The 23,629-nt window shown below is 59.2% G+C and carries 21 protein-coding genes and 1 pseudogene; 10 read left to right on the plus strand and 12 right to left on the minus strand.

The annotated features are described in order from the left end of the window. Positions 1–38: 38 nt before the first annotated feature. The 6 genes from AC007G_RS11485 to AC007G_RS11510 are packed head-to-tail and all read left to right on the plus strand — an operon-like array spanning position 39 to position 7,154. Entirely contained in the window at positions 39–1,661 is a 1,623-nt protein-coding gene (locus tag AC007G_RS11485) for a TIGR04028 family ABC transporter substrate-binding protein (protein ID WP_064794240.1), read from the plus strand. A gap of 10 nt (positions 1,662–1,671) precedes the next feature. Beyond that, a complete protein-coding gene (locus tag AC007G_RS11490) occupies positions 1,672–2,616 on the plus strand; it encodes an ABC transporter permease (protein WP_032696243.1) in 945 nt (314 codons plus the stop codon). After that, positions 2,613–3,464: an ABC transporter permease gene (locus AC007G_RS11495; protein ID WP_064794241.1), complete on the plus strand. Its 852-nt coding sequence runs from the start codon at positions 2,613–2,615 to the stop codon at positions 3,462–3,464. Before AC007G_RS11490 ends, AC007G_RS11495 begins: the two co-directional genes overlap by 4 nt. Continuing rightward, positions 3,461–5,065 (plus strand): dipeptide ABC transporter ATP-binding protein, encoded by a 1,605-nt coding sequence (locus AC007G_RS11500; protein WP_142630623.1) that lies wholly within the window; start codon positions 3,461–3,463, stop codon positions 5,063–5,065. The genes AC007G_RS11495 and AC007G_RS11500 overlap by 4 nt, the downstream gene beginning before the upstream one ends. Continuing rightward, positions 5,062–6,051 (plus strand): putative FMN-dependent luciferase-like monooxygenase, encoded by a 990-nt coding sequence (locus tag AC007G_RS11505; RefSeq protein WP_032687801.1) that lies wholly within the window; start codon positions 5,062–5,064, stop codon positions 6,049–6,051. Before AC007G_RS11500 ends, AC007G_RS11505 begins: the two co-directional genes overlap by 4 nt. Positions 6,052–6,059: 8 nt before the next feature. Further along, positions 6,060–7,154: an alkylhydroperoxidase domain protein gene (locus AC007G_RS11510; RefSeq protein ID WP_032699912.1), complete on the plus strand. Its 1,095-nt coding sequence runs from the start codon at positions 6,060–6,062 to the stop codon at positions 7,152–7,154. Here AC007G_RS11510 and araJ read toward each other — a convergent pair. Beyond that, the gene (gene araJ, locus AC007G_RS11515) at positions 7,151–8,320 is read right to left on the minus strand and encodes an MFS transporter AraJ (RefSeq protein ID WP_134935350.1); all 1,170 of its coding nucleotides are present in this window, start codon (positions 8,318–8,320) and stop codon (positions 7,151–7,153) included. The genes AC007G_RS11510 and araJ overlap by 4 nt on opposite strands. A 218-nt stretch (positions 8,321–8,538) precedes the next feature. Continuing rightward, positions 8,539–8,871, minus strand: a complete 333-nt coding sequence (locus AC007G_RS11520) for a glycine zipper family protein (RefSeq protein WP_142630620.1) — start codon at positions 8,869–8,871, stop codon at positions 8,539–8,541. A 300-nt stretch (positions 8,872–9,171) separates the two neighbouring features. Between AC007G_RS11520 and ppk2 the strand changes: the two genes are divergently transcribed. Together ppk2 and AC007G_RS11530 are read left to right on the plus strand one after the other, a co-directional pair. Continuing rightward, positions 9,172–9,990, plus strand: a complete 819-nt coding sequence (gene ppk2 / locus AC007G_RS11525) for a polyphosphate kinase 2 (protein WP_032687805.1) — start codon at positions 9,172–9,174, stop codon at positions 9,988–9,990. 159 nt (positions 9,991–10,149) lie between these two features. Then, positions 10,150–10,581 carry a VOC family protein gene (locus AC007G_RS11530; protein WP_032687806.1) on the plus strand — a complete coding sequence of 144 codons (432 nt, stop codon included), beginning with the start codon at positions 10,150–10,152 and terminating at the stop codon, positions 10,579–10,581. A 36-nt stretch (positions 10,582–10,617) separates the two neighbouring features. Here AC007G_RS11530 and fdnI read toward each other — a convergent pair whose 3' ends face one another. Genes fdnI through fdnG form a run of 3 tightly spaced genes read right to left on the minus strand, consistent with a single transcriptional unit; the run spans position 10,618 to position 15,222 of the window. Then, positions 10,618–11,286, minus strand: coding sequence for a formate dehydrogenase-N subunit gamma (gene fdnI / locus AC007G_RS11535; protein WP_064794245.1), 669 nt, complete (start codon positions 11,284–11,286; stop codon positions 10,618–10,620). Then, positions 11,279–12,163, minus strand: a complete 885-nt coding sequence (gene fdxH / locus AC007G_RS11540) for a formate dehydrogenase subunit beta (protein WP_047664867.1) — start codon at positions 12,161–12,163, stop codon at positions 11,279–11,281. The genes fdnI and fdxH overlap by 8 nt, the downstream gene beginning before the upstream one ends. Before the next feature lie 11 nt (positions 12,164–12,174). Further along, positions 12,175–15,222 carry a formate dehydrogenase-N subunit alpha gene (fdnG, locus tag AC007G_RS11545; RefSeq protein WP_112150620.1) on the minus strand — a complete coding sequence of 1,016 codons (3,048 nt, stop codon included), beginning with the start codon at positions 15,220–15,222 and terminating at the stop codon, positions 12,175–12,177. Positions 15,223–15,445: 223 nt separating this feature from the next. Here fdnG and yddG point away from each other — a divergent pair, with 223 nt between their 5' ends. Further along, entirely contained in the window at positions 15,446–16,324 is an 879-nt protein-coding gene (gene yddG / locus AC007G_RS11550; protein WP_032699929.1) for an aromatic amino acid DMT transporter YddG, read from the plus strand. On the opposite strand, the gene benD is transcribed toward yddG, so the two are convergent. The 7 genes from benD to AC007G_RS11585 all read right to left on the minus strand — a co-directional run bounded on the left by benD (position 16,321) and on the right by AC007G_RS11585 (position 22,619). After that, a complete protein-coding gene (benD, locus tag AC007G_RS11555) occupies positions 16,321–17,094 on the minus strand; it encodes a benzoate diol dehydrogenase BenD (RefSeq protein WP_032687814.1) in 774 nt (257 codons plus the stop codon). The two genes, yddG and benD, sit on opposite strands and share 4 nt — an antisense overlap. A 9-nt stretch (positions 17,095–17,103) precedes the next feature. Next, a complete protein-coding gene (benC, locus tag AC007G_RS11560; RefSeq protein WP_064794246.1) occupies positions 17,104–18,117 on the minus strand; it encodes a benzoate 1,2-dioxygenase electron transfer component BenC in 1,014 nt (337 codons plus the stop codon). 9 nt (positions 18,118–18,126) lie between these two features. After that, a complete protein-coding gene (gene benB / locus AC007G_RS11565; protein WP_142630653.1) occupies positions 18,127–18,612 on the minus strand; it encodes a benzoate 1,2-dioxygenase small subunit in 486 nt (161 codons plus the stop codon). Beyond that, on the minus strand, positions 18,612–19,994 hold the full coding sequence (locus AC007G_RS11570) for a Rieske 2Fe-2S domain-containing protein (RefSeq protein ID WP_032696248.1): 1,383 nt from the start codon (positions 19,992–19,994) through the stop codon (positions 18,612–18,614). The genes benB and AC007G_RS11570 overlap by 1 nt, the downstream gene beginning before the upstream one ends. Before the next feature lie 141 nt (positions 19,995–20,135). After that, entirely contained in the window at positions 20,136–21,065 is a 930-nt protein-coding gene (gene catA, locus AC007G_RS11575; RefSeq protein WP_032696249.1) for a catechol 1,2-dioxygenase, read from the minus strand. A 77-nt stretch (positions 21,066–21,142) separates the two neighbouring features. After that, on the minus strand, positions 21,143–21,433 hold the full coding sequence (gene catC, locus AC007G_RS11580; protein ID WP_032687819.1) for a muconolactone Delta-isomerase: 291 nt from the start codon (positions 21,431–21,433) through the stop codon (positions 21,143–21,145). Positions 21,434–21,452: 19 nt separating this feature from the next. Continuing rightward, complete coding sequence (locus tag AC007G_RS11585; protein ID WP_369804349.1) at positions 21,453–22,619, minus strand: muconate cycloisomerase family protein; 1,167 nt, start codon at positions 22,617–22,619, stop codon at positions 21,453–21,455. 112 nt (positions 22,620–22,731) lie between these two features. Between AC007G_RS11585 and AC007G_RS11590 the strand changes: the two are divergent. After that, positions 22,732–23,629: pseudogene (locus AC007G_RS11590) on the plus strand (IclR family transcriptional regulator domain-containing protein).

The raw sequence follows: 23,629 nt of genomic DNA on the forward strand, positions 1-23,629 counted from the left end.
CGATGATGGCAACACAATAGATAACAAAGGAATTCACCATGCAAAGCCGTTTTCGTCTGCCCGCGTTGGCAGCCCTTTTTTTATCCGGCGCTTTTTCCGCCTGGGCCGCCGATACGCCGGTGAAAGGCGGGACATTAATCTATCTGGAGCAGCAGCCGCACACCAATCTCTATCCACCGGCCGGAGGGTTCTATCCCAACGGCGGCATTCTCAATCAAATAACCGATAAATTAACCTGGCAAAACCCGAAGACGCTGGCGGTTGAACCGTGGATTGCAGAGAGCTGGGTAACGAACGCCGACAAAACCGAATACACCTTTACGCTGCGTCCAGGCATCACCTTCTCCGACGGCACCCCGCTGGATGCCAACGCGGTGGCCAAAAATTTTGATACCTACGGTCTCGGCAATAAAGCCCACCGGCTGCCGGTCTCTGAAGTGATCAACAACTACGACCATAGCGAAGTCATCAATCCGCTGACGGTGAAGTTTTACTTCAAAAAACCGTCGCCCGGTTTTCTGCAGGGCACCGCGACCATTGGCTCCGGGCTGGTCTCTCTCAGCACCTTGCAGCGTAATTTCGACGAACTCGGCGACGCGCGCAATATTATCGGCTCCGGGCCCTTTGTCGTTAAAGATGAAAAGCCGGGTCGCGAGCTGACGCTGGTCGCCCGTAAGGATTACCAGTGGGGGCCGAAAAATCTGGCTCAACAGGGGCCGGCCAACCTCGACGGTATTACCTTTATCGTCACCCCGGAAGATAGCGTGCGTATCGGGGCGTTACTGGCGGGTCAGGCCGATTTTATCCGCCAGGTTCAGGCCTACGATGAAAAACAGGCGACCGACCAGGGATTCAGGATTTATGCCGCCCCTACTCGCGGCGTCAATGACAGCCTGAGTTTCCGCCCGGATAACCCGCTGGTGTCCGACCTGCGCGTCCGCCAGGCGCTGCTGCATGCCACCAACGCAAAACAGGTGGTGGATACGCTGTTCTCCGCCAATTACCCGCAGGCGACCTCGGCTATCGCCAGCACGGCGGCAGGTTACGTCAATCTGAGCGACAAGCTGACCTTCGATCAAGCCCAGGCCAGGCAGTTGCTCGATGAAGCCGGGTGGAAACCGGCCGCCGACGGGATCAGAGAGAAAGAGGGCCAGCGCCTGGCGCTGACGGTCTATGAATCGCTGCCGCAGCCGCAAAACAAAGAGGTGCTCCAGCTGATTGCTCAACAGTGGCGCCAGGTGGGGGCGGCGCTGAGCGTAAAAGCGGGCGATGCCGGTAGCCGGGTTATTGATAACCTCGATCCGCTGAAGACCCCGCTGACCGTTTCAGAAGTGGGGCGCGCCGACCCCGACGTGGTGAAAAGCATGTTCTTCCCGACCAACCGCGACGCCCTGCTGCAACAGGGCGGTTCCAGCGACAAAGTGCAGCACTTTCGCGACGATAAGCTTAACGATCTGCTGACTGCGATTTCCGCCGAAGTCGATCCGCAAAAACGCCTGCAGCTGACCGGCGATGCCCAGCGTTATTTGCTGGATAACGCCTACGTGATCCCGATCTTTGAAGAGCCGCAGGTCTTTGCCGGTGCGCCGTGGGTGAAGGGCGTGAGCTTTGAAGCCGTCGGTCGTCCGTCGTTCTACGGCACCTGGCTGGAAAAGCACTAAGGAGCATGGGATGAGCCATAACCTTCTGCGACGTCTGGGCCAGAGTTTACTGGTGCTGTGGGCGGCCTTCACCCTCTCCTTCGTGCTGCTGCAGGTGCTGCCGGGGGACGCGGTGCTGATCAAGTTCCAGAACCCGGATCTGGGTCTCAGTCCGGCGCAAATCGCCGATATGCGTATCGCCTACGGCGCAGACAGCCCGATCTGGAAGCAGTATTTCCACACCTTAGCAGCGATGCTGCAGGGGGATTTTGGCTACTCGTTACAGGCAGGTATTGCGGTCAGTACGCTGCTGGCCAGCAACCTGCCGGATACCCTCAGCCTCGCGATCCCGGCGTTTATACTGGCTATCGCGCTGGCCTTTAGCCTGGCCTTCGCCTCGCGCTTGCCGGGGCTGCGCTGGCTGAGCAATACCTTACAGTCTTTGCCGGTGCTGTTTATCTCGCTGCCGACGTTCTGGTTAGGCATTGCGCTGATTCAACTCTTCTCCTTCCAGCTGCGCTGGATCCCGGTGATCAACCCCGGCCCGCTCCAGGGGCTGATACTGCCGATCATCGCCGTCGCGGTGCCCATTTCCGCCCCGCTGGCGCAGATCCTGATGCGCAGCATGGACCAGGTGGCGGCCCTGCCGTTTGTCGCCGTTGCCCGCGCCAAGGGGATGAGTGAAACCGGCGTCCTGTGGCGACACGTCACCGGCAACGCCCTGCTACCGGCGTTGAATATCGCCGGGCTGCTGCTGGGAGAGCTGATCGCCGGCGCACTGATTACCGAAACCGTCTTCGGTCGCGGCGGTCTGGGTCAGCTGACCCAGCAGGCGGTCAACAATCAGGATATTGCCGTATTACAGGCGGTGGTGATGATCTCCGCCCTCGCATTTGTGTTGATTAACCTGCTGGTGGATCTGTTGATGCCGCTGTTCGATCCACGCCTGAAAACAGTGACCGGAGGCGTGGTATGAGTCTCGTTGATTACGCCACCGCCGCTCGCCGACGGGCGCCAGGTCGTCGACCGCTGCGTTTCCAGCCGGGGCTATGGCTCGCCTGGAGCATCATGATCACCGCGCTGTTGATGGCGCTCGCCCCGCAGCTGTTCAGCGGCTATAACCCGCTCGAAGGTACCGCCGGCGCACAGCGTCTGGCGCCGCAGGCCGGCCACTGGCTGGGAACCGACCAACTGGGACGCGACCTGTGGACGCGGATCGTCTATGGCGCGGTCCACTCTCTTTCCGCCGCGCTGGCGGCCGTCGCTATCGGACTGTTGGTCGGCACCGCGCTCGGCACGCTGGCCGGCGCCGTTGCCGGACGTGTCGAGTCGCTGGTGATGCGCCTGGTTGATGTCCTGCTGGCCATCCCGTCGCTGCTGCTGTCATTAACGGTGATTATCCTGCTCGGTTTCGGCACCGTGAACGCCGCGGTGGCCGTGGGCGTCGCCGCCATTGCCAGCTTTGCCCGCCTGGCGCGAGCGGAAGTGGTCCGCGTGCGGCACAGCGACTACGTCGAAGCGGCCTTTGGCAGCGGCGGCACTTTCTTCGCCGTCTTCTGGCGGCATATTTTACCTAACTCACTCACCGCCGTACTGGCCTTCGCCACGCTGCAGTTTGGCCAGGCGATTCTCGCCCTCTCTACCCTGAGTTTTCTCGGCTACGGTACGCCGCCGCCGGTGCCGGAATGGGGGCTGCTGATCGCCGAGGGACGTAACTATCTTTCAACCGCCTGGTGGCTGACCACCTTTCCCGGCGTGGCGGTCGTCGCGGTAGTGCTGGCGGCCAACCGCATCAGCCGTCAATTTAGCGGAGAGCGCTCATGAACGTATTACGGGTGGAAAACCTGCGCATCAGCTACCGCTCGCAGCACCGCTGGCAGGAAGTGGTACATAACGTCAGTTTCAGCCTGCAACGCGGCGAAATGCTGGCATTTGTCGGGGAGTCCGGATCCGGCAAAACCACCACCGCCCAGGCCATTATCGGCCTGCTGGCGAACAATGCCCGACGCGACAGCGGACGCGTGGAGATTAACGGCGAGGATATCAGCGGCTGGTCGGGGAAACGACTTGATAGTCTGCGCGGCACGCGTATCAGTCTGGTCCCGCAGGACCCGGGGAACTCCCTGAACCCGGTACAAACGATCGGCGCCCAGGTTGGCGAAATTCTGCGTCTGCACCAGAAAGCGCGCGCTGCCGTACGCAAGCAGCAGGTACTGGCCCTGCTGAGCAAAGTTGGCCTCAGCCACCCCGAACAGCGCTTTTATCAGTATCCGCATCAGCTCTCCGGCGGCATGAAGCAGCGGGTGTTAATTGCTATCGCCATTGCCCTGAAGCCGGACCTGATCATTGCCGACGAGCCGACCAGCGCCCTCGATGTCACCGTACAAAAACGCATTCTCGACCTCCTCGATACCCTGCGCCGGGAGTCCGGAACGGCGGTACTGCTCGTCACCCACGATCTGGCGCTGGCGGCGCAGCGTGCCGACCGGCTGCTGGTTTTTCGCCACGGAGAAATTCAGGAACAGGGCATCACGTCGGATCTCATCCGCGCGCCGCAACACGCCTACACTCGTCAGCTGCTGAGCGATCTGCAGGGAACCCAGCCCACAATCGGAGCAGCGCCGCGCCACCATCCGGCGACGGCCGCTATCCGGGTCGCGGATATCAGTAAACGTTTTTCGCTGGGCGACGCCGGGCTGCAGGCGCTTGACGCCGTCAGCTTTGAGGTGAAACGCGGCACGACCCATGCGTTAGTTGGCGAATCAGGTTCGGGCAAAACCACGCTGGCGCGGATTCTGCTCGGATTTGAACAGGCCGATAGCGGCCATATCGCCATCGATGGTATCGATGCCGGTCATTTAAGTCGCGAGGCGCAGCGTCAGCTGCGGCGTAAAATTCAGTTCGTCTATCAGAACCCGTTCGCCTCGCTCGACCCGCGTCAGACCCTGTTTGAGATTATCGAAGAGCCGCTGAAAAATTTCGAACCGCTGAGTCCGCTCACCCGCCGTGCCCGCGTCGAGGCGGTTGCCGCCCGGGTCGCGCTGGCTCCGGAGCTGCTGACGCGGACCGCTCGCGAGCTTTCCGGCGGCCAGCGCCAGCGGGTCGCCATTGCCCGGGCGCTGGTGCTGGAGCCGACGATTCTGGTTCTTGACGAAGCCACTTCCGCGCTGGATGTCACGGTGCAGGCGCAGATTCTCGCCCTGCTTCAGCAGCTGCAGCAACAGCTGGGGCTGACCTATCTGTTTATCACCCACGACCTGGCGACGGTGCGCCGCATCGCGCAGAGCGTCACGGTACTGCGCGCCGGTCAGGTTGTGGAATACGGCGAGGTCAACCGCCTGTTTAACCAGCCGCAGCACGCCTATACCCGTGAACTCATCGCCGCCATTCCCCACCTGTCCACCCTGAGCAAGGAGATCGCATGACGCGTAAACGCCTGGGTTTTTTCACCCGCCTGCTGGACTCTGCCCCTGCGCAACAGCGCTACCGGCTGGCAACCGAACAGATTCGCCACGCCGAACGACTCGGTTTTGACAGCGCGTGGATTGCCCAGCATCACTTCCACGAGCATGAAGGCGGGTTGCCGTCACCGCTGGTCTTTCTCGCCCACGTGGCGGCACAGACCGAACGGATTCGCCTCGGTACCGCCATTATTACGCTGCCGATGGAGAACGCACTGCGGGTCGCCGAAGATGCGGCGGTGCTGGATCTCCTGGCCAACGGGCGTCTTGAAGTCGGCTTTGGCTCCGGCGGTACGCCAACCTCATTTCTGCCGTTTGGCCTAACCAGCGAACAGCGGGGAGCCGCCTTTGCCGATAATCTGCATGTGATCCAGAGTGCCTGGCGCGGTGATTCACTGGCCCATCCTGACAACCATCTCTACCCGCCGGCGCCGCAGCTGGCTGAACGGATCTGGATAGCGACGTTTTCAATTGATGGTGCCGTTCGCGCCGGCCAGGCCGGTCACGGCCTGATGCTCTCCCGGACGCAGCCGCGCCCGCACGGTCAGCCGTATTTAGCGCTTGATGCCATCCAGAATCCGCTGATCGATGCCTACCTCGCGGCGCTGCCCGCCGGCACAGCGCCAAGGATCCTCGCTTCGCGCACCGCTTTTATTGCCGACAGCCAGGAGTACGCCCTGCAGGTCGCCGCCCCCGGATTACGCCAGCAGGCGGCGGCACATCGCGCCGCCGGGCATGACATAATTGGTGACACTGTCACCGATCATCTACTGCAACTGGATGCCCACGTCGGTGATGTCGAACACGTGCAGGCCTCTCTGGCGCGGGACAGCGTGCTGGCCCGCGTCACCGATATTTCGTTCCAGGTACACTCCGTTGAGCCCTCGCACCGTGACACGCTGCGTTCCCTTGAGCTGATCGCTCAGCATATCGCCCCGCAACTAAGGTAGGAGTCACCATGACACTGAGTCAGGATATTTTGGCAGAGCTGGCAGAGATTTCCCCGGATTCCCCGTTAGCCGAGGCCCGGGCCGTGCGCGACGCGGCGACCCGCCACGCACAGGGCAGCTATGAGGTGCTGTTCAGCCAGCAGGATGAGGATTTCCCCCCCGATGAACGTTTTGCCGTCGCCGCCAAAGTGGCGAAGCTGCATCAGGCCGATGCGCTGGCCGCCCACTATGCCGGTTTTGGCCTGGCCGACCCGACCTCCGCGCGGCTGACCCCGGCGCTGGCGTTTGCCCGTCTGTTAACCTTCAGCCCGGTAGAGGCCACCCCTTCGGCGCTGCAGGCGCTCACCCGCGCCGGCTGGACCCCGCGCGGGATAGTCACCCTCGCCCAGCTGATAGCCTTCGTCAGCTTCCAGAGCCGGTTACTCAACGGCCTGCGGTTATTGAACGGAAAACCCTTTGCCAGCGCCGATACGCCGGTGGCGGCCGGTTTCTGGCATACCACCCGGCAGACCGTAAGCGGTAAGCCGGCCCCAGGGCATTTCACCCGTGATGAACTGAACTGGGAGCCCTGGCTTGAAGCCAAAGCGCTGGACGCCTTCAACGACGATGAACGGGCGATTCTGGCAAAATTTGGCCATACGGATTCCCCCTATTTTCGGCTGCTGGCGCGCAATCAGCCGGTACTGGAGCAGCGTACGCTGACCGACAAAGGCATCTTCTACACCCCCGGCGGTCTGCCGCGCGCGGAACGAGAGCTGGCCGCTACGGTCGCCAGTAAGGTCAACGGCTGTATTTATTGCGCATCGGTGCATGCCCGCAAGGCGGCGCAGCTGGCAAAAGATGAGAGTGCGATAGAAACGCTACTGGCGGTGACGCCGGGGGAAATCTTGAGCGACGGCCAGTCGCCGCGCTGGCGGGCGGAAATAGACTTTGCCGCCGCCCTGTCCGTCACGCCGCCTGCCCTGACCGCCGCGCATCTTGATCGCCTTGAAGAGCAGGGTCTGGACACCCTGGCCCAGCTCGATTTACTGCAATCGGCGGCCTTTTTTGCGTGGGCTAACCGCCTGATGTTGACCCTTGGCGAACCGTGGGAAACGGATTAATCCACCGCGCCCGCGGCGATGCGGTTCCGCTGGCCGCGGGCGTAAATCAACAGGGATGTCATCGCCAGGAAGGAGAGCAGCGCCGCCGGGAGCGCAATCGCATTCCAGCCAAAGCCGGAGGTAATCATCATCCCGCCGCAAAATGCACCGATCGCGCTACCGAGGTTGAAAGCTATCTGCCCGCCAGCCGCCCCCAGCATCTCTCCGCCACGGGCATTCTGGAGCAATAAGATTTGCAGCGGCGCCGCCAGCGCAAAGAGTCCGGCACAGCACAAAAACGCCAGCAGCAGCGATGCCGTTTTGTGCTCGCCAAAGAGAAAGATCAGCAGCATCACTACCACAATGGCGCCGTCGGTGGCGGCCGCAATGCGCAGCGGACTGTAGCGAGCGGAGATTTTTCCGCTCAGCAGATTACCGATAACCATCCCCAGCCCTACCAGCATCATGATGGCGATCATCGCGCTTTCGGAAAATCCGGAGACATGGATCATAAACGGTTTGATGTAGCTGAACCACGTAAATACCCCGGCGTTGCCAAACAGGGTCGCGGCAAAAATCAGCCACGGCGCAGGCGACGATAAGAAGTGAAACTGCTCCCGCAGCCGCGTCGTGGATCGATCAAAGACGGTCGGAACCCACCAGAGAATCGACATCAGCACCGCCACGTTGAAGATAGCAATCCCCAGAAAGGTATAGCGCCAGCTGAACTGATGGCCAAGCCAGGTCCCGGCGGGGACGCCGACCAGATTGGCCACCGTCATACCGGCAATCATCCCCGCCACCGCCGCGGTCACTTTACCCGGCGGCGCCACCTTCGACAAAATAATCGCCCCGACGCCGAAAAAGGCGCCATGCGGGAAGCCGGACACCAGTCGCCCGGTCGCCAGCATGAAATAGCTGGAAGAAAAGGTAAACAAGGTATTCCCGACAATACAGAGCGCCGCGAGGAACAGCATCACCGACTTTAATGAAAAGCGGCTGGAAAACAGCGCCATTACCGGCGCGCCAATCACCACCCCGAAGGCATACCAGGCGATCATGTTGCCGGCGACGGGAATGGAGACCCCGACATCGCGAGCAATTTCCGGCAGTACGCCCATAATGCCAAATTCCGCCATGCCCAGGCCAAACGTGCCCAGCGCGAGCGAAAAAATCGTCTTTTTCATTCAGTTAATCACGTATTTTGCATTTTCGGCCGGCATTATTGACCATTCAGGATCGGCAAACCAGACAAAAACGCCCGCTGACCCGTTTGTCCATAAAATAGCGCGATCCGTTTATGTGAGCCAGGGGCCGGGAGGGATGAATCAGAGAGGAAGAGCGCAGCGTCGGCGTGACGCAGAGGCAGTCAGCCGTATCGCAGCGCAATACGGCTGGAGAAGTGTTAGCGGCTGGCTTTCCCGATCATGCCGCCCGCCCCGGCGCCCAGCGCCGCGCCCTGCAGCACGCTGTTGCCGGTAACGGCTGCGGCACCCGCTCCGACTGCGGCGCCGATGGCCCCGCCGGTACGCGCGGCTTTGCCTTTGTCGCCGTGTTCAGTCATGGCGCCGATACCGCCACCGACGACCGCGCCTTGTACCGTAGAGCGCACGCTTTTTCCGCTTAACGCGCCCACGGCGGCCCCCGACACGGCGCCACCGGCCGTTTTATCCATCGCGCTAACGGAAAAGGTCAGTGCGCAGCCCAAAAAAATGGCCATACCGTTCGCAGTTTTCATCGGTCAATTCCTTTTTATTTCGCTCCCGCAGGTGTTAACGCCAACTACACGGGCAATCCTCGGGAGCCAGACCTGGCGGTCTGATGGTAAAGAGTCCGCACACGGTATGCGCTCGCTGGCGCAATGAAAAGAGCAAACCTGTCCAAATCTGGACAAGTTTTTTTTCCTCATGGCGCGTGACGCCCGTCGACTTCGCCTGTTAACCCGCGGAATTGTCATAATGTCCACCACTCTTGCCCGGGATGATTACACTTTACGGTACACAAGTTCCCTTTCCCCTCTCAGAACGGAGCGATAGCCATGGGAAACAACAAGAAGGTCAAGGGTGTAGCGGGTTCGAGCAAAATGAAGCCGCTTGGCGATAAAGAGTATGAAAAAGCGCTGCGCAAACTCCACGTCGAGCTGGTTAAATTGCAGCAGTGGGTGGTCAGTCAGGGACTGAAGGTGTGCATTGTGTTTGAAGGTCGCGATGGCGCCGGTAAAGGCGGCACCATCAAAGCGATCACCGAGCGGGTCAGCCCGCGCGTATTCCGGGTGATCGCCCTGCCGGCCCCGACCGACAAGGAGAAGACCCAGCTCTATTTTCAACGCTATATCCCGCATCTGCCGGCCGCTGGCGAAATCGTTATTTTCGACCGCAGCTGGTATAACCGGGCGGGCGTTGAACGGGTGATGGGATTTTGCAGCGCCGACGACGTGGAAAAATTCCTTGCGGGGGCGCCTCTGGTAGAGCGGTCGATGGTGGAGTCCGGCATCATCCTGCTCAAATACTGGCTCGAGGTGACGCCGGAAGAACAGGAGCGCCGGCTGCGCGATCGTATCGATGACGGGCGCAAAATCTGGAAACTGTCACCGATGGATATCAAGTCGTTTAACCGCTGGGATGAGTACACTCAGGCCAGGGATGCGATGTTTGCCGCCACCGACACCTCCTGGGCGCCGTGGTTTGTCGCCCGTTCGGAAGAGAAGAAGCGCGTGCGCCTGAATATCATTACTCATCTGCTGTCGCAGATCCCCTATAAGAGCGTCCATACCGAACCGGTAAAATTACCCAAACGTAAAATCGGCAAAGTGAAAACTGCCGATTACCCTTTCCGTTTTATTGCCGAGCGCTTCTGAGCGCGAACTGCGCCTTGCCCGCCTCGGGCCCTTCTGCCGGAGCGGGAAAGGTCCCCCCCTTTTCTGGGGAGCTCAAATCGACAAATCCGCCGTTTACCTCAAGTTAACCTCAGGTATTACGCTTAACGCATACCCGTCAGGCCACAATAAGGACATGATATGCATGAGATTGACAGCGGTTTTACCCACGTTGCCTTTATGGTGCGGGATCTCGACAGGAGCATCGATTTTTATACCCGCTATACCGCCATGCAGGTGATTCACCAGCGCTCGCCGAATCTCCCCTCCGCTCGCCACGTGGCGTGGTTGAGCGATCGTACCCGCTTATTCGCCCTGGTGCTGGTGCAGGCCGATGAGCCGACCGATACCCCGCTGGGGCCGTTTGGTCATTTAGGTGTCGCCTGCGCGACAAAAGAGGAGATCGACGCCAAAACCGCGATGGCGCGGCGGGAAGGCGTGCTGAGAAAGGAGCCGGAGCAGTCTGGGGAGCCGGTGGGCTATTACGTTTTCTTCAGCGACCCGGATGGCAATACGCTGGAACTCTCTTATGGCCAGCGCGTTGGGCTGGAAGTCCTGCGTAGCGAGAAGTGAAAACACATGGCGCGACCGGGTCGCGCCATGAAACGGTCAGGAACGGCGTGACGTGATACCTTCCAGACTCTCTTTTTTCGCTTCCAGACGCTCAACCTCACGGTACCAGCGCGGGTGATGTTTCCTGGCCCAGCGACGGCTGACTTTGCCTTCGACCATCCCCTTAATCGACCCTTTCACCCAGAATGCCATATACATATGGATCAGGATGGCGTGAATCAAAATAATCGCCGAGGTGGCGTGAATCAGCAGGCTGTAGCGAATGACCTGGATCGGGAAGAAAGGGGCAAACCAGGGACGCCAGATGATCACCCCGGTCACCAGCAACACGAAAATCATGCTCATGATGGTCCAGAACATCATCTTCTGCCCGGCGTTATATTTGCCGACGCGGGCCACTTTATGTTCATTGCCCTTCAGCACTTCAACAATGCCCTTCAGCCACGGGATGTCCTGCTTGTCCGGAATGTTATGGTGGACAAAGCGTACAAACATAAACATCAGCGCAATGAAGATAGCCACGCCGAAGAACGGATGCAAAATGCGTCCCATCTGCGGCGTACCGAAGGTTTCCGTCAGCCACTGCAGCGTCGGGAAAAAGAACGAGATCCCGGAGAGCGCCACCAGAAAGAAGCAGATAACCACCGTCCAGTGACAGGCGCGGTCGATAAACTTTGTGCGCACAATCATTTTCGACTTATTCATCATGCTCCTCCTCGTCGTCATCCACTTCCTTGTTCGGCCCGATGCCGATGTAGTGATAAATCAAGCCGGCAAAGGTAGCGATAAAGCCGGCCGCTGACAGCGGTTTCAGCGCCCCCTTCCACAGATTAATACTGGTATCAATCTGCGGCTGTTTCGGCAGATTGTGGTACAGCTCCGGCTGGTCAGCATGGTGCAGGACGTACATCACATGGGTACCGCCCACTCCCTGCGGGTTGTACACCCCGGCCTGTATATAGCCGCGCGCTTTCAGCTTGTTGACCCGCTCCTGCGCCACCTCCAGCATCTCTTTCTTGCTGCCAAAATGGATGGCGCCCGTCGGGCAGGTTTTCACGCACGCCGGTTCCTGGCCGACGCTAACGCGATCCACGCAGAGGGTACATTTATAGACCCGGTTATCCTCTTTATTGAGACGCGGGACATTAAACGGACAGCCGGCAATGCAGTAGCCGCAGCCGATGCAGTTCTCCTGCTGAAAATCGACGATACCGTTGGCGTACTGAATAATCGCCCCGGCGGAGGGACAGGCTTTCAGACAGCCTGGCTCCTCGCAGTGCATACAGCCATCTTTACGGATCAGCCACTCCAGCTTGCCGTTCTGCTCGGTTTCGCTAAAGCGCATCACCGTCCAGGATTTGGCGCTCAGGTCCGCCGGGTTATCGTACACCCCGACACAGTGCCCCACCTCATCGCGGATATCGTTCCACTCGGAACAGGCCACCTGGCAGGCTTTGCAGCCCACGCAGGAGGAGACATCAATCAGCTTAGCCACTTCCGCCTTGTAGTCCCGCGCACGCGGCGCGGGGGTTATCGGGTTGGTTGCGGAGCGCTTAATAATGTCTTGTGTTTCCATCGCCATTGAATCGCTCCTTACGCTTTCTCGATGTTGACCAGAAACGCTTTATACTCCGGCGTTTGCGAGTTGGAATCGCCGACGTTTGGCGTCAGGGTATTGGCGATATAGCCTTTCTGCGCCACCCCTTCAAAGCCCCAGTGCAGCGGGATCCCGACGGTTTCCACCTGCTGGCCGTGAACGTTGAGGGTCCGCAGACGGCGAGTCACCACCGCCACCGCGCGAATAAAGCCGCGCTGGCTGCTCACCGTCACCCGATCGCCGTTGGTAATGCCTTTCGCCTGCGCCAGACCTTCGCTGATTTCCACAAACTGTTCCGGCTGGGCGATGGCGTTAAGCCGCGCATGCTTGGTCCAAGTGTGGAAATGCTCGGTCAGACGATAGGTGGTGCCGACGTAAGGGAACCGATCTTTTTTCCCTAAGCGCAGGGCGTCGTCTTCATACAGACGCACCACCGGACTGGAGATCACGTTCGGGTGCAGCGGGTTGGTACCCAGCGGCGTTTCCATGGGCTCGTAATGTTCCGGGAACGGCCCTTCCGCCAGCTTATCGAGCGCAAACAGACGCCCCAGCCCTTCCGGCTGCATGATAAACGGCCCGGTGTTGCTGCCCGGCGCGGCGGTATTGAAGTCAGGGATATCGTTCCCCGTCCACTTGCTGCCGTTCCACTGGATCAGCATCCGCTTCGGATCCCACGGCTTGCCGTTAATATCCGCCGATGCCCGGTTGTACAGCACGCGTCGGTTCAGCGGCCACGCCCAGGCCCAGCCCAGCGTATTGCCCAGTCCTGACGGATCGGCGTTATCGCGGTTGGCCATCTGGTTACCCTGCTCCGTCCAGCTACCGGCGTAGATCCAGCAGGACGACGCCGTGGTGCCGTCATCACGCAACAGTGCGAAACTGCTCAGCAGCTGGCCTTTTTTCGCCAGCAGGACGCCGTTGCTGTCATAGAGATCCGCCAGCGCATAGCCGTTGTTCTCTTTCGCCACCTCTTCCGACTCCGGATGATCCGGCTGCCTGTAGCTCCAGCTCATCTTCAGCAGCGGTTCGGCGCCTTTCCCGCCTTCACGGCGATACATCTCGCGCAGACGGTGGTAAATCCCGGCCAGAATTTCACCGTCGTTACGCGCTTCGCCCGGCGCATCCTGGCCTTTCCAGTGCCACTGCAGCCAGCGCCCGGAGTTAGCAATCGACCCGTCCTCTTCAGCAAAGCAGGTGGAGGGCAGACGGAACACTTCGGTCTGAATCGCCGCCGGGTCAACATCGTTCGACTCGCCGTGGTTTTGCCAGAAGGTCGAGGTTTCGGTCACCAGCGGGTCGATAACCACCATGTACTTCAGCTTGCTCAGGCTGCGGACCACCTTGTTTTTGTCCGGGAACGAGGCCACCGGGTTGAAGCCCTGGCAGATATAGCCCGTGACCTGTCCTTTATCCATCATGTTGAAATACTTGATGACGTCGTAAGACTGATCCCATTTCGGCAGCCAGTTAAAGCCCCAGTCGTTCTCTTTCTGCGCCGCATCGCCGTAAAACGCTTTCATCAGGCTGACCGCAAACTTCGGATAGTTGCTCCAGTAATTCACCTGATCCGCTCGCGTGGCTTTTGGCGTGTTCGCCGCCAGCCAGCTGTGCAGATCGGTCTGTTTTTCAGAGGGCAGCGTCAGATAGCCCGGCAGGCTGGTCGACAGCAGACCGAGGTCGGTTAAGCCCTGAATATTGGAGTGGCCGCGCAGGGCGTTGACGCCGCCGCCGGCCATCCCCATATTGCCAAGCAGTAGCTGGATCATCGCCATGGTGCGGATGTTCTGCGCGCCGACGGTATGCTGCGTCCAGCCCAATGCGTACAGGAAAGTGGTGGTCCGGTCCGCGGCGCTGGTGGAGGCCAGCACTTCGCACACTTTGAGAAAATCGGCTTTTGGCGTTCCGCAGATGTTCTCCACCACTTCCGGCGTATAGCGGGAGACGTGCTGCTTCAGCAGGTTCCATACGCAGCGCGGATGTTGCAGGGTCTCGTCGCGCAGAGCGTAGCCGTTTTCGTCGAACTGATAGTTCCACGATGTTTTATCATACTGCCGTTTTTCAGCGTCATAGCCGCTGAACAGGCCATCTTCGAAGGCAAAATCGTCGCGCACCAGCAGGTTGGCGTTAGTGTAGTGTTTAACGTACTCCGCGTTGATTTTGTTGTTTTCGATCAGGTACCGCAGCACGCCCGACAGGAAGGTAATGTCGGTACCGGAACGAATCGGCGCATAGATATCGGCGACCGAAGCCGTACGCGTAAAGCGCGGGTCAACGACGATAAGCAGAGCATCGTTGTTGTTTTTCGCCTCCATCGCCCAGCGGAATCCCACCGGATGGGCCTCAGCGGCATTGCCGCCCATCACCACCACCACGTTAGCGTTTTTGATATCAACCCAATGGTTGGTCATCGCACCGCGACCAAATGTTGGAGCAAGACTTGCTACCGTTGGTCCGTGTCAGACGCGCGCCTGGTTATCCACTGCCAGCATGCCGAGCGAACGCACGAACTTCTGCGTCAGCATGCCGGTTTCATTACTTGCCGCCGAGGCGCACAGCATCCCGGTTGAAAGCCAGCGGTTAACCACGGTGCCCTGCTCGTTTTTCTCAATAAAGTTGGCATCACGGTCGGCTTTCATCAGTCTGGCGATACGGGTGAAGGCATCGTCCCAGGAGATGCGCTGCCATTTGTCAGAGCCCGGCGCGCGGTATTGCGGATAACGCAGACGATTCTCGCTGTGAACATAATCCAGCAGCCCCGCCCCTTTCGGGCATAACGCGCCCCGGCTGACCGGGTGATCGGGATCCCCTTCAATATGATAAATGGCTTCTTTCGCGTTCTTCGCGCCGTCGCCCAGGCTATACATTAATAGCCCGCAGCCCACGGAACAGTATGTGCAGGTGTTGCGGATCTCTTTGGCGCGCAATAATTTGTAATTACGCGCCTGAGCCAGCGCCATTTTGGGTGCGAAACCCAGTGCAGCAGCTGTTGTTCCGGCCATACCGCCTGCGCAGATTTTAAAAAACTTTCTGCGGCTGACGTCCATTGATTTTCTCCATGCAGGATGCGTGTTCATCGCGGGGGAAACTAACAGCAATGCCCCTTATTTTTTTGCGTCAAATCAATGTCGAAAACCATCGCCCCCTTAATAGTCAAGGTCAGCGGATTTCATTACTCCCTTTGTATTAAGCGCGAAGGAAAACAGGGGCCAGAAGGAATGAAAAAGTGTTATAAATCGTCTCTTGATGAATATCGGTGTCAGGTTTGACATGGAAAAGAAAAAAGCAACGTTGACCGGTCTGGCTGCCATTGTGCTGTGGAGCACGATGGTCGGATTAATTCGTGGCGTCAGTGAAGGGTTAGGTCCGGTCGGCGGCGCGGCAATGATCTATACGCTGAGCGGCTTATTACTGCTGGCCACCGTCGGGTTTCCCCGGCTGCGGCAAATGCCGCGCGCCTATCTGCTGGCCGGCAGTCTGCTGTTCGTCAGCTATGAAATTTGTCTGGCGCTGTCGCTGGGCTTTGCCGGGAGTCGCCAGCAGGCGATTGAAGTCGGGATGGTCAATTATCTGTGGCCCAGCCTGACGATTCTCTTTGCCATTCTCTTTAATGGTCAGAAAACCAGCTGGCTGGTCATTCCCGGCTTATTTCTCGCGCTGCTTGGCGTCACCTGGGTATTAGGCGGTGAGCATGGCCTGAATATCGATGAAATTACCCGCAACGTCGTCTCCAGCCCGCTGAGCTATATTCTGGCCTTTGTCGGCGCATTTATCTGGGCGACCTATTGCACGGTCACCGCAAAATATGCGCGCGGCAAAAACGGCATCACCCTGTTTGTTTTATTAACCGCTCTGACCCTGTGGCTGAAGTTTATGCTCAGCGATCAACCGCCGATGATTTTCAGCTGGCCGGTGGTCATTAAGCTGGTGATGTGCGCGGTGGCGCTGGGGTTTGGCTATGCGGCCTGGAACGTGGGGATTCTCCACGGTAACGTCAGCCTGCTGGCGGCCGCCTCTTACTTTACCCCGGTGCTCTCTTCGGCGCTGGCGGCGGTGTTGCTCAGCGCGGTCCTCTCCTGGCCATTCTGGCAGGGCGCCGGCATGGTTTGCGCCGGCTCCCTGCTCTGCTGGTACGCCACCCGACGTTAGCCGAGGTCGCCACCGGCCACCGGCAGCGTAACGCCGGTGATATAGCTTGCTTCATCGCTGGCGAGAAACAGGATCGCGTTCGCCTGTTCCGCCAGCGTGCCGTAGCGATGCATCAGGCTGCTCTCCACGGTTTGCGCGACCACCTGCTGATACCACGCCTGCTCCTGCGCCGTGGGCGTTTCATGATTCCGTGGGGTTAAGCGCGCCGGCGCCTCGGTTCCGCCCGGCGCCACGGCGTTGATGCGAATCCCGCTGCCGCTGTACTCCATGGCAATCGAACGGGTCAGCGCGTTGACCCCGCCCTTCGCCGCCGAGTAGGGCACCCGGTTAATCCCCGCAGTGGCGACGGACGAGACGTTAACGATGCTGCCCTTGCCCTGTTTGAGCATCCACGGTAGCGCCGCGCGGCAGCCCCATAGCGTCGGAAACAGCGAACGACGAATCTCTTTTTCAATCTGATCCGGCTGATATTCGGCAAACGGGCGCGCCCAGATCGTCCCACCGATGTTATTAATCACCACGTCCAGTCGGCCAAAATGGGCGACCCCGGCGGCAAAAGCCTGCTCGGTGCTCTCCCACTGTTCGAGGTCCGCCTCCAGCGCCAGCACCTCGCTGCCCCCCTCGGCCAGCGTCGCCGCCAGCTCATGGACATAGCGCGAACGGTCGATCAGCAGCAAACGGGCGCCTTCGCGGGCGGCTTGTTCTGCCGTCTGACGGCCAATACCCTGGGCGGCGCCGGTAATGGCCACCACTTGATGTTGAAAACGCATCGCTCCTCCTTATGCCGCCGCACTCTGGCTGGCGAGAAATTTTTCGTACCAGAAACCTGCCGGGTTAATTCCCCGCTCGCGAAGCGCGCCGGAGACCGCGTTGACCATCGGCGGTGGGCCGCACAGATAGATGTCGACATCGCCATCGTTAAGCATCGCCTCATCAAGATGCCCGGTGACAAACCCGCGCTGCGGGCAGGCGCTCTGTTCATCGGCGACCACCGGCAGCCAGCGATAGTCGGAAAGCTGGCCGACAAACGCATCCAGCGCCTCGGTTTTCACCAGATCGCCATCGCGGGTGACGCCGTAGAGCAGCGTGATCGGCCGGGTGCTGCCCTGGCGGGCAAGGGTGTGCAGCATCGACAGCAGCGGCGCCAGCCCGGTTCCGCCCGCCAGCATCAGCAGCGGGCGTTCCCCGTTGCGCAGGTAGAAGCTGCCCATCGGGCCGCTGAGGGTGAGACGATCGCCCGGCGCCGCCTGGCGTGTCAGCCATTGGCTCATTACCCCGCCGGGCACGTTGCGGATCAGAAACCGGCCTTCGCGCTCGCCCGGAAGCGAGCTGAAAGAGTAAGCGCGCACCTGCGGCGTGCCCGGGACCTGAATGTTGATGTATTGTCCTGGCAGAAAAGCCAGCGGCTCATCCAGCTGGAGCACCAGCTCAATGGCGCTCTCCGACAGGTGATTCACCTGCATCACCGCCGCACCGGTGCTGGCCAGCGCGGTTTTGCACTGCGCCGCAGCAACCGGGACGTCAATCACGCAATCGCTGGTCGGGATCATCTGACAGGTCAGCACCTGACGGGCATCGGCCTCTTCTTCGCTCAACGCCTCCTCCAGATACTCTTCCCCCATGCCATAGTCGCCGCTGGCGCAATGGCATTTGCAGGTCCCGCAGACGCCGTCCGAGCAATCCATCGGCAGGTTGACCTTCTGTCGGTAGGCGGCGTCCAGCACTTTTTCTCCCGCATTGCACTGGATAAAACGGGTAATTCCATCCTCAAAATTGAGTGCGATAGTAAACATATCCACCTCTTAAATATGGTAAACGTCGATCACCTGACGGATATAATCGTTATTCAGGCGCACCGTTTTACGCAGGATCTGCGGCTTGCCGTCGCAGGCCGTCAAGGTGACGCAGGTCGAGCCAAACCACGCATCGGTCTGCTGATAACGGTGGTTGTAAGTCACCCAGTTGTAGCGCACCTCCACCCCCTGCTCATTTTCGCCAAGCAGCTCAACGTTGCTAATCATGTGGGTGGTGCGCGGCTCCGGCGTACTGGCGCCAGAACGTTCCGTTTTGATGCGGTAGACGCGGTCTTCCAGTCCCTCGCGGTTGGGGTAATAGATCAGCGATATTTCGCGCTGCGGATCGCGGGTCAGCTTGTCGTCATCGCCCCATGCCGGCATCCAGAACACCACTTTGGGGCTGTAGCACGTCAGCCACTCATCCCACTGGCGGTCGTCCAACAGGCGGGCTTCGTAATAGAGAAACTGGCGAACCTGCTCAAGCGTCAGCATCACACCACCTCCACACGTTGGGTTATGGACTGTTCATAGCGCTGCTGCTCTTTTTCCAGAGCGGCCAGCATGACCTTTTGCCAGTGATGGTGATGGGCAATGTACAGCGCTTCATCCTCCGATTTCACCCCGCTAAGCAGCGGCGTAAATCCGCCATGCCGCGCGTGCTCATCCGGACCATCAACCCAGTGCAGCGCGCCGCGACTGAGATCGCTCCACGCCAGGTTCTCGCCGAGATAGCCGCGCTGACAGGCGCTGAACTCTTCCAGATCGTCCGGCGTTCCCATGCCGCTGACGTTAAAGAAATCCTCGTACTGACGAATGCGCAGCGCGCGGGCCTGGTCCGGCTCACCTTTCGGGGCAAAGCACCAGATAGTGACTTCGGTTTTATCTACTGCGAGCGGGCGAATGACGCGGATCTGCGTGGAAAACTGGTCCATCAAATAGACGTTGGGATAGAGACAAAGATTGCGCGTTTCATTGACCATCTGGTCGGCGCGCAGCTCGCCAAACTCGGCCTGTAAGCGGGCCTGATGGGCGAAAACCGGGCGCACTTCCGGGTTCAGCGCCCGGGTCCACAGCAGCATATGGCCGTTTTCGAAACCGTAACCGCCGCCGAGACTTTTCGACCAGCCGTTGGCATCGACGGAATGCGTCCCTTCGGCTTCGTAGTTGCGGCGCGACATCGTGGAAGCGTAGTTCCAGTGCACCACGCTGACGTGATAGCCGTCGGCGCCGTTTTCCGCGCCCAGCTTCCAGTTGCCCTCGTAGACATAGCTGGAGGAGCCTTTCAACACTTCCAGCCCTTCCGGCGCCTGATCGACCATCAGATCGATAATTTTGCAGGTTTCGCCGAGATAGGTTTCCAGCGGCTGCACGTCCTCATTGAGGCTGCCGAATAAGAAGCCGCGATAAGAGGCAAAGCGCGGCAGTTTTTTCAGGTCGTGCGACCCTTCATGTTTAAAGGTCTCCGGATATCCGCCGGTACTTTCATCTTTGGCTTTCAGTAATTTACCGTTGTTGCCGAAGGTCCAGCCGTGGAACGGACAGGTAAACGAGTTTTTATTGCCGGTTTTACGCCGGCAGAGCATGGCACCGCGATGGGCGCAGCTGTTAATTAACGCGTGCAAGGCATGCTTTTTATCGCGGGTGATAATAACCGGCTGACGCCCCAGGGTCAGGGTGAAATAATCGCCGGGCTCAGGGATCTGACTTTCATGGGCGAGGAATACCCAGTTCCCTTCAAATATATGCTTAATCTCAAATTCAAATAACTGAGCATCGGTAAAAATCGAACGATGGCAGCGGTAAATATGTTTTTGCCGGTCAACAATTAATGCATTGCTGATTTTATCTTTTAATAGCGAGAGTGTTTTTTGCATGAGCTTAGCCCTCCTGCAGAATTCAGGAATTAATGAAATCAGAGAGAATAATCAATTCGGCAATATCCCCGGCCGCGCGTGGCAGGCCGGGTAACAGCATGGCTCACCGCCCCGGGCGCACTGGCCCGGGAGGTGTGCCGATCATGACTCTTGCGCGCGCAGGCGGGAAATACGCTGTTCTTCTTCGGCGTTCAGGGCCGTGCACAAAGTAAAGTCGAAGCGAACTTCGGTGTGTTCGCCGTCAAGCTTACGCTGCTGAATCAGTTCCCGATCGGTGATTTTAACCGGGTCGGCAATCAGGCCATCGCGGGTCGCGAAGGCAAAGTCATCCCACAGATACTTATCGCCGTTAAGGTTAATCTGGCTGGTTAAGTGCTTGTGGCCCGGCGCGGAGACAAAGAAATGAATATGTGCCGGACGATTGCCGTGACGACCCAACTGGTTAAGCAGCTTTTGGGTCGGGCCATCCGGCGGGCAGCCGTAGCCAGAAGGCATGATGCTACGCACGCTGTAGCGGCCATCTGCGCCGGTGCGGATGCGGCGTCGCAGGTTATAGTCGCTCTGACTCCGATCGAAGAACGAGTAGTTCCCCAGGGTGTTGGCATGCCAGATATCAACAATCGCATTGGCAACCGGACGGCCCTGGGTATCGCAAACCTGGCCGTGCAGCCACATCACCTCGCCGGCGTCACGACCGTCATCCATCCGCGCATACCCTTCTGCAAGCGGCGCATTGGCGACATACAGCGGCCCTTCAATGGTGCGCGGCGTGCCGGTTTCGCGATGCTGCGCGGCATCGATCGCATCCTGACGCAGATCGAGGAAGTGTTCCAGCCCGAGACCTGCTGCCAGCAGCGCCGCTTCCTGACGCCCGCCCAGTTCATGCAGATAGTTCACCGCATGCCAGAACTCTTCCTCGGTAATATTATAATCGTCGATCAGGGTGCACATATTTTCCAGTAAACGATGCACAATGGCTTTAAAGCGTTCATTACCGCCGGGAACATTTAACCCGGCACTTTCACGTAATAATTTCTGCACGGCTTCTTGTTGTACGAAAGAATTTTTCATTGTGATTCTCACTTATTGCTTGCAGGTGGCTTGTAGGGTTAACGCCGGAATATCCGGCGCGAGGTTTCTTATTATTTTTAGCTATCGTCTTCACGAATCGAGGAGGGATGACGACACAAGGCCTCGACGCGGATTTCCATAAACGGGTATAACGGCAGAGCCATTAATATCTGGTGCAACTGGTCGGCATCACGGACATCAAAAATACTGACATTGGCGTACAATCCGGCGACGCGCCAGATATGTCGCCAGGTGCCTTCACGCTGTAATTGCTGCGAATAGGCTTTTTCTCGTTGTTTAATATCCTCAAGCTCGTCGGCGGGATATCCCAGCGGGATCTTGACGGTCATATCCACTTTAAACAGCATATTTTTCTCCTGTCATGTCCTACGCTTTACGGGCATAGAACTGCAATTTATCTTCATCGAGTTCGACACCTAAACCCGGGGTCTGCGGCAGGACCACGCTGCCGTTAGCGAACGTCAGCGGTACGCTGACGATGTCATCTTTGAGCAGCAGCGGGCCAAACATTTCACTGCCCCATTGCAGCGGCAGCGTCGACCAGGCGTGCAGCGATGCGACGGTGCCCACGGTCCCTTCCAGCATGGTGCCGCCATACAATCCGATGCCCGCCGCCTGCGCGACGTGCGCCAGGGCTAAAACGCTGGCCGGACCGCCCGCTTTGGCAATTTTCAAGGCAAAGGCGCCGCTGAAGCCTTGCTGCGCCAGGCGATAGCCATCGAAGTACGTCGCCACCGCTTCATCCGCCAGAATCGCGGTTTCAATGTGATGGCTGAGGCGAACCAGCGCCGCGTTGTCCTGCGCGCTGACCGGTTGTTCAATTAAGTCGATGCCCATCGCCGCCAGTTCACGACATCCTTTAGCCGCCGCGGTGGCGTCCCAGGCCTGGTTGACATCGACACGAATGCTCGCCCGATCGCCCAGCGCTTCGACAATCGCCCGGGTGTGGCGTAAATCGCTAGCCAGTTCGCTGGCGCCAATTTTCAACTTAAATGCCTGATGGCGACCTTCGGCCAGCAGCCTTTCCCCTTCGGCGATGTCCTTGTGGGTATCCCCGCTCGCCAGGGTCCACAGCACCGGCAGCGAGGTCTGCAGCGCGCCGCCAAGCAGCGCCGAAACCGGTAGCCCCAGCGCCTTGCCCTGCGCATCCAACAGCGCGGTTTCAATCGCGGATTTGGCGAAGGTGTTACCTTTGATGGCGCTGTTGATACGCTGCGTCAGCGCATTGAGGTTATCGGCGGGCTGCCCTTTGAGCAGCGGCGTCAGGTAATGGTTAATGGCGCTGGAGATAGCTTCCGGACTCTCGACGCCATAGCTCAGCCCGCCGATGGTGGTCGCCTCGCCGATACCGCAAATACCGTCAGAGCGCGTAATGCGGACAATCACCAGCGTCTGGCAGCCCATGGTTGTCATTGAGAGTTTGTGCGGGCGGATGGTCGGGACGTCAACCAGCCAGCTTTCAATGCGTTCTACGGTCGCGGTCATGTTTTCTTCCTGATCGTTAAATTCATAACTTTTTGTGACGCCAACCATAACGAGGGGTGACGATGACTTTGACAATAGGGGGGAGCCGGTGAAATGGTCAACGGCGATAATCGAAATGTTGTGCGATTATCGACGCGCTTGTTAAAATGAGGTTAATAGTGTGATCCGGGTGGTAAAACAGGCACATTCCGTCGCCGCCCTTTTTCCCCACGGTATAGTGGTGTCCCGTGAGCTTTTGTTTTCGAATGGAGAGGAATTCAATGAGCGCGACACCACCAACCCCCCTCAGCGCCAGGCAGGCCGAACACGACCCGAACTTCATGCTGTCGCTGGCGCGCGGGCTGGAGGTTCTCAACGCCTTTACTCCCCAGCGCCAGCGGCTAACTATCTCCCAGCTCAGCCAGAAAACGCAGATTTCTCGCGCCGCCGTCCGCCGCTGCCTGTATACCCTGGCCGCGCTCGGCATGGTGCACAGCCCTGACGGACGCTGCTATGAACTGCTGCCGCGAGTGTTGGCCGTCGGCCACGCCTACCTGGCCGGGACGCCGCTGGCGAAAGTGGCCCAGACCGCGCTGGATAACCTCGGTAAGAGCCTCGGCGAGTCCTGCTCCGCCGCCACCCTCGATGGCGATAACGTGCTCTATATCGCCAGAGCCGCAGTCAACAATCTGCTGAGCGTCGACATCGGTCGCGGCAGCCGTCTCCCCGCATGGGCGACCTCAATGGGCCGTGTACTGCTTAGCGCCCTGCCGGAAGATCAGCTTGACGTGACATTGTCACGCGCAAATTTAATTCGCTATACCCCACATACGCTGTGTGATCTAGCGGGATTGCGGGAGGAAATAGCCAGAGTACGTATGCAGGGATATGCCATCGCCGATCGGCAAATTGAGGTGGGATTATGTTCGCTGGCGGTACCGCTGCTGTCACGCAGCGGCCAGGTGGTAGCGGCGCTCAACATCGGCGTGCCCGCCAGCGCCATGAGCGCCGTCGCGCTGAGAGAGAAAGCGCTGGCCCCGCTGCGACGGGCGGCCATGGAGCTTTCTCTCCAGCTGTAG

This window comes from Klebsiella sp. CSG-1 (genome assembly GCF_056521145.1).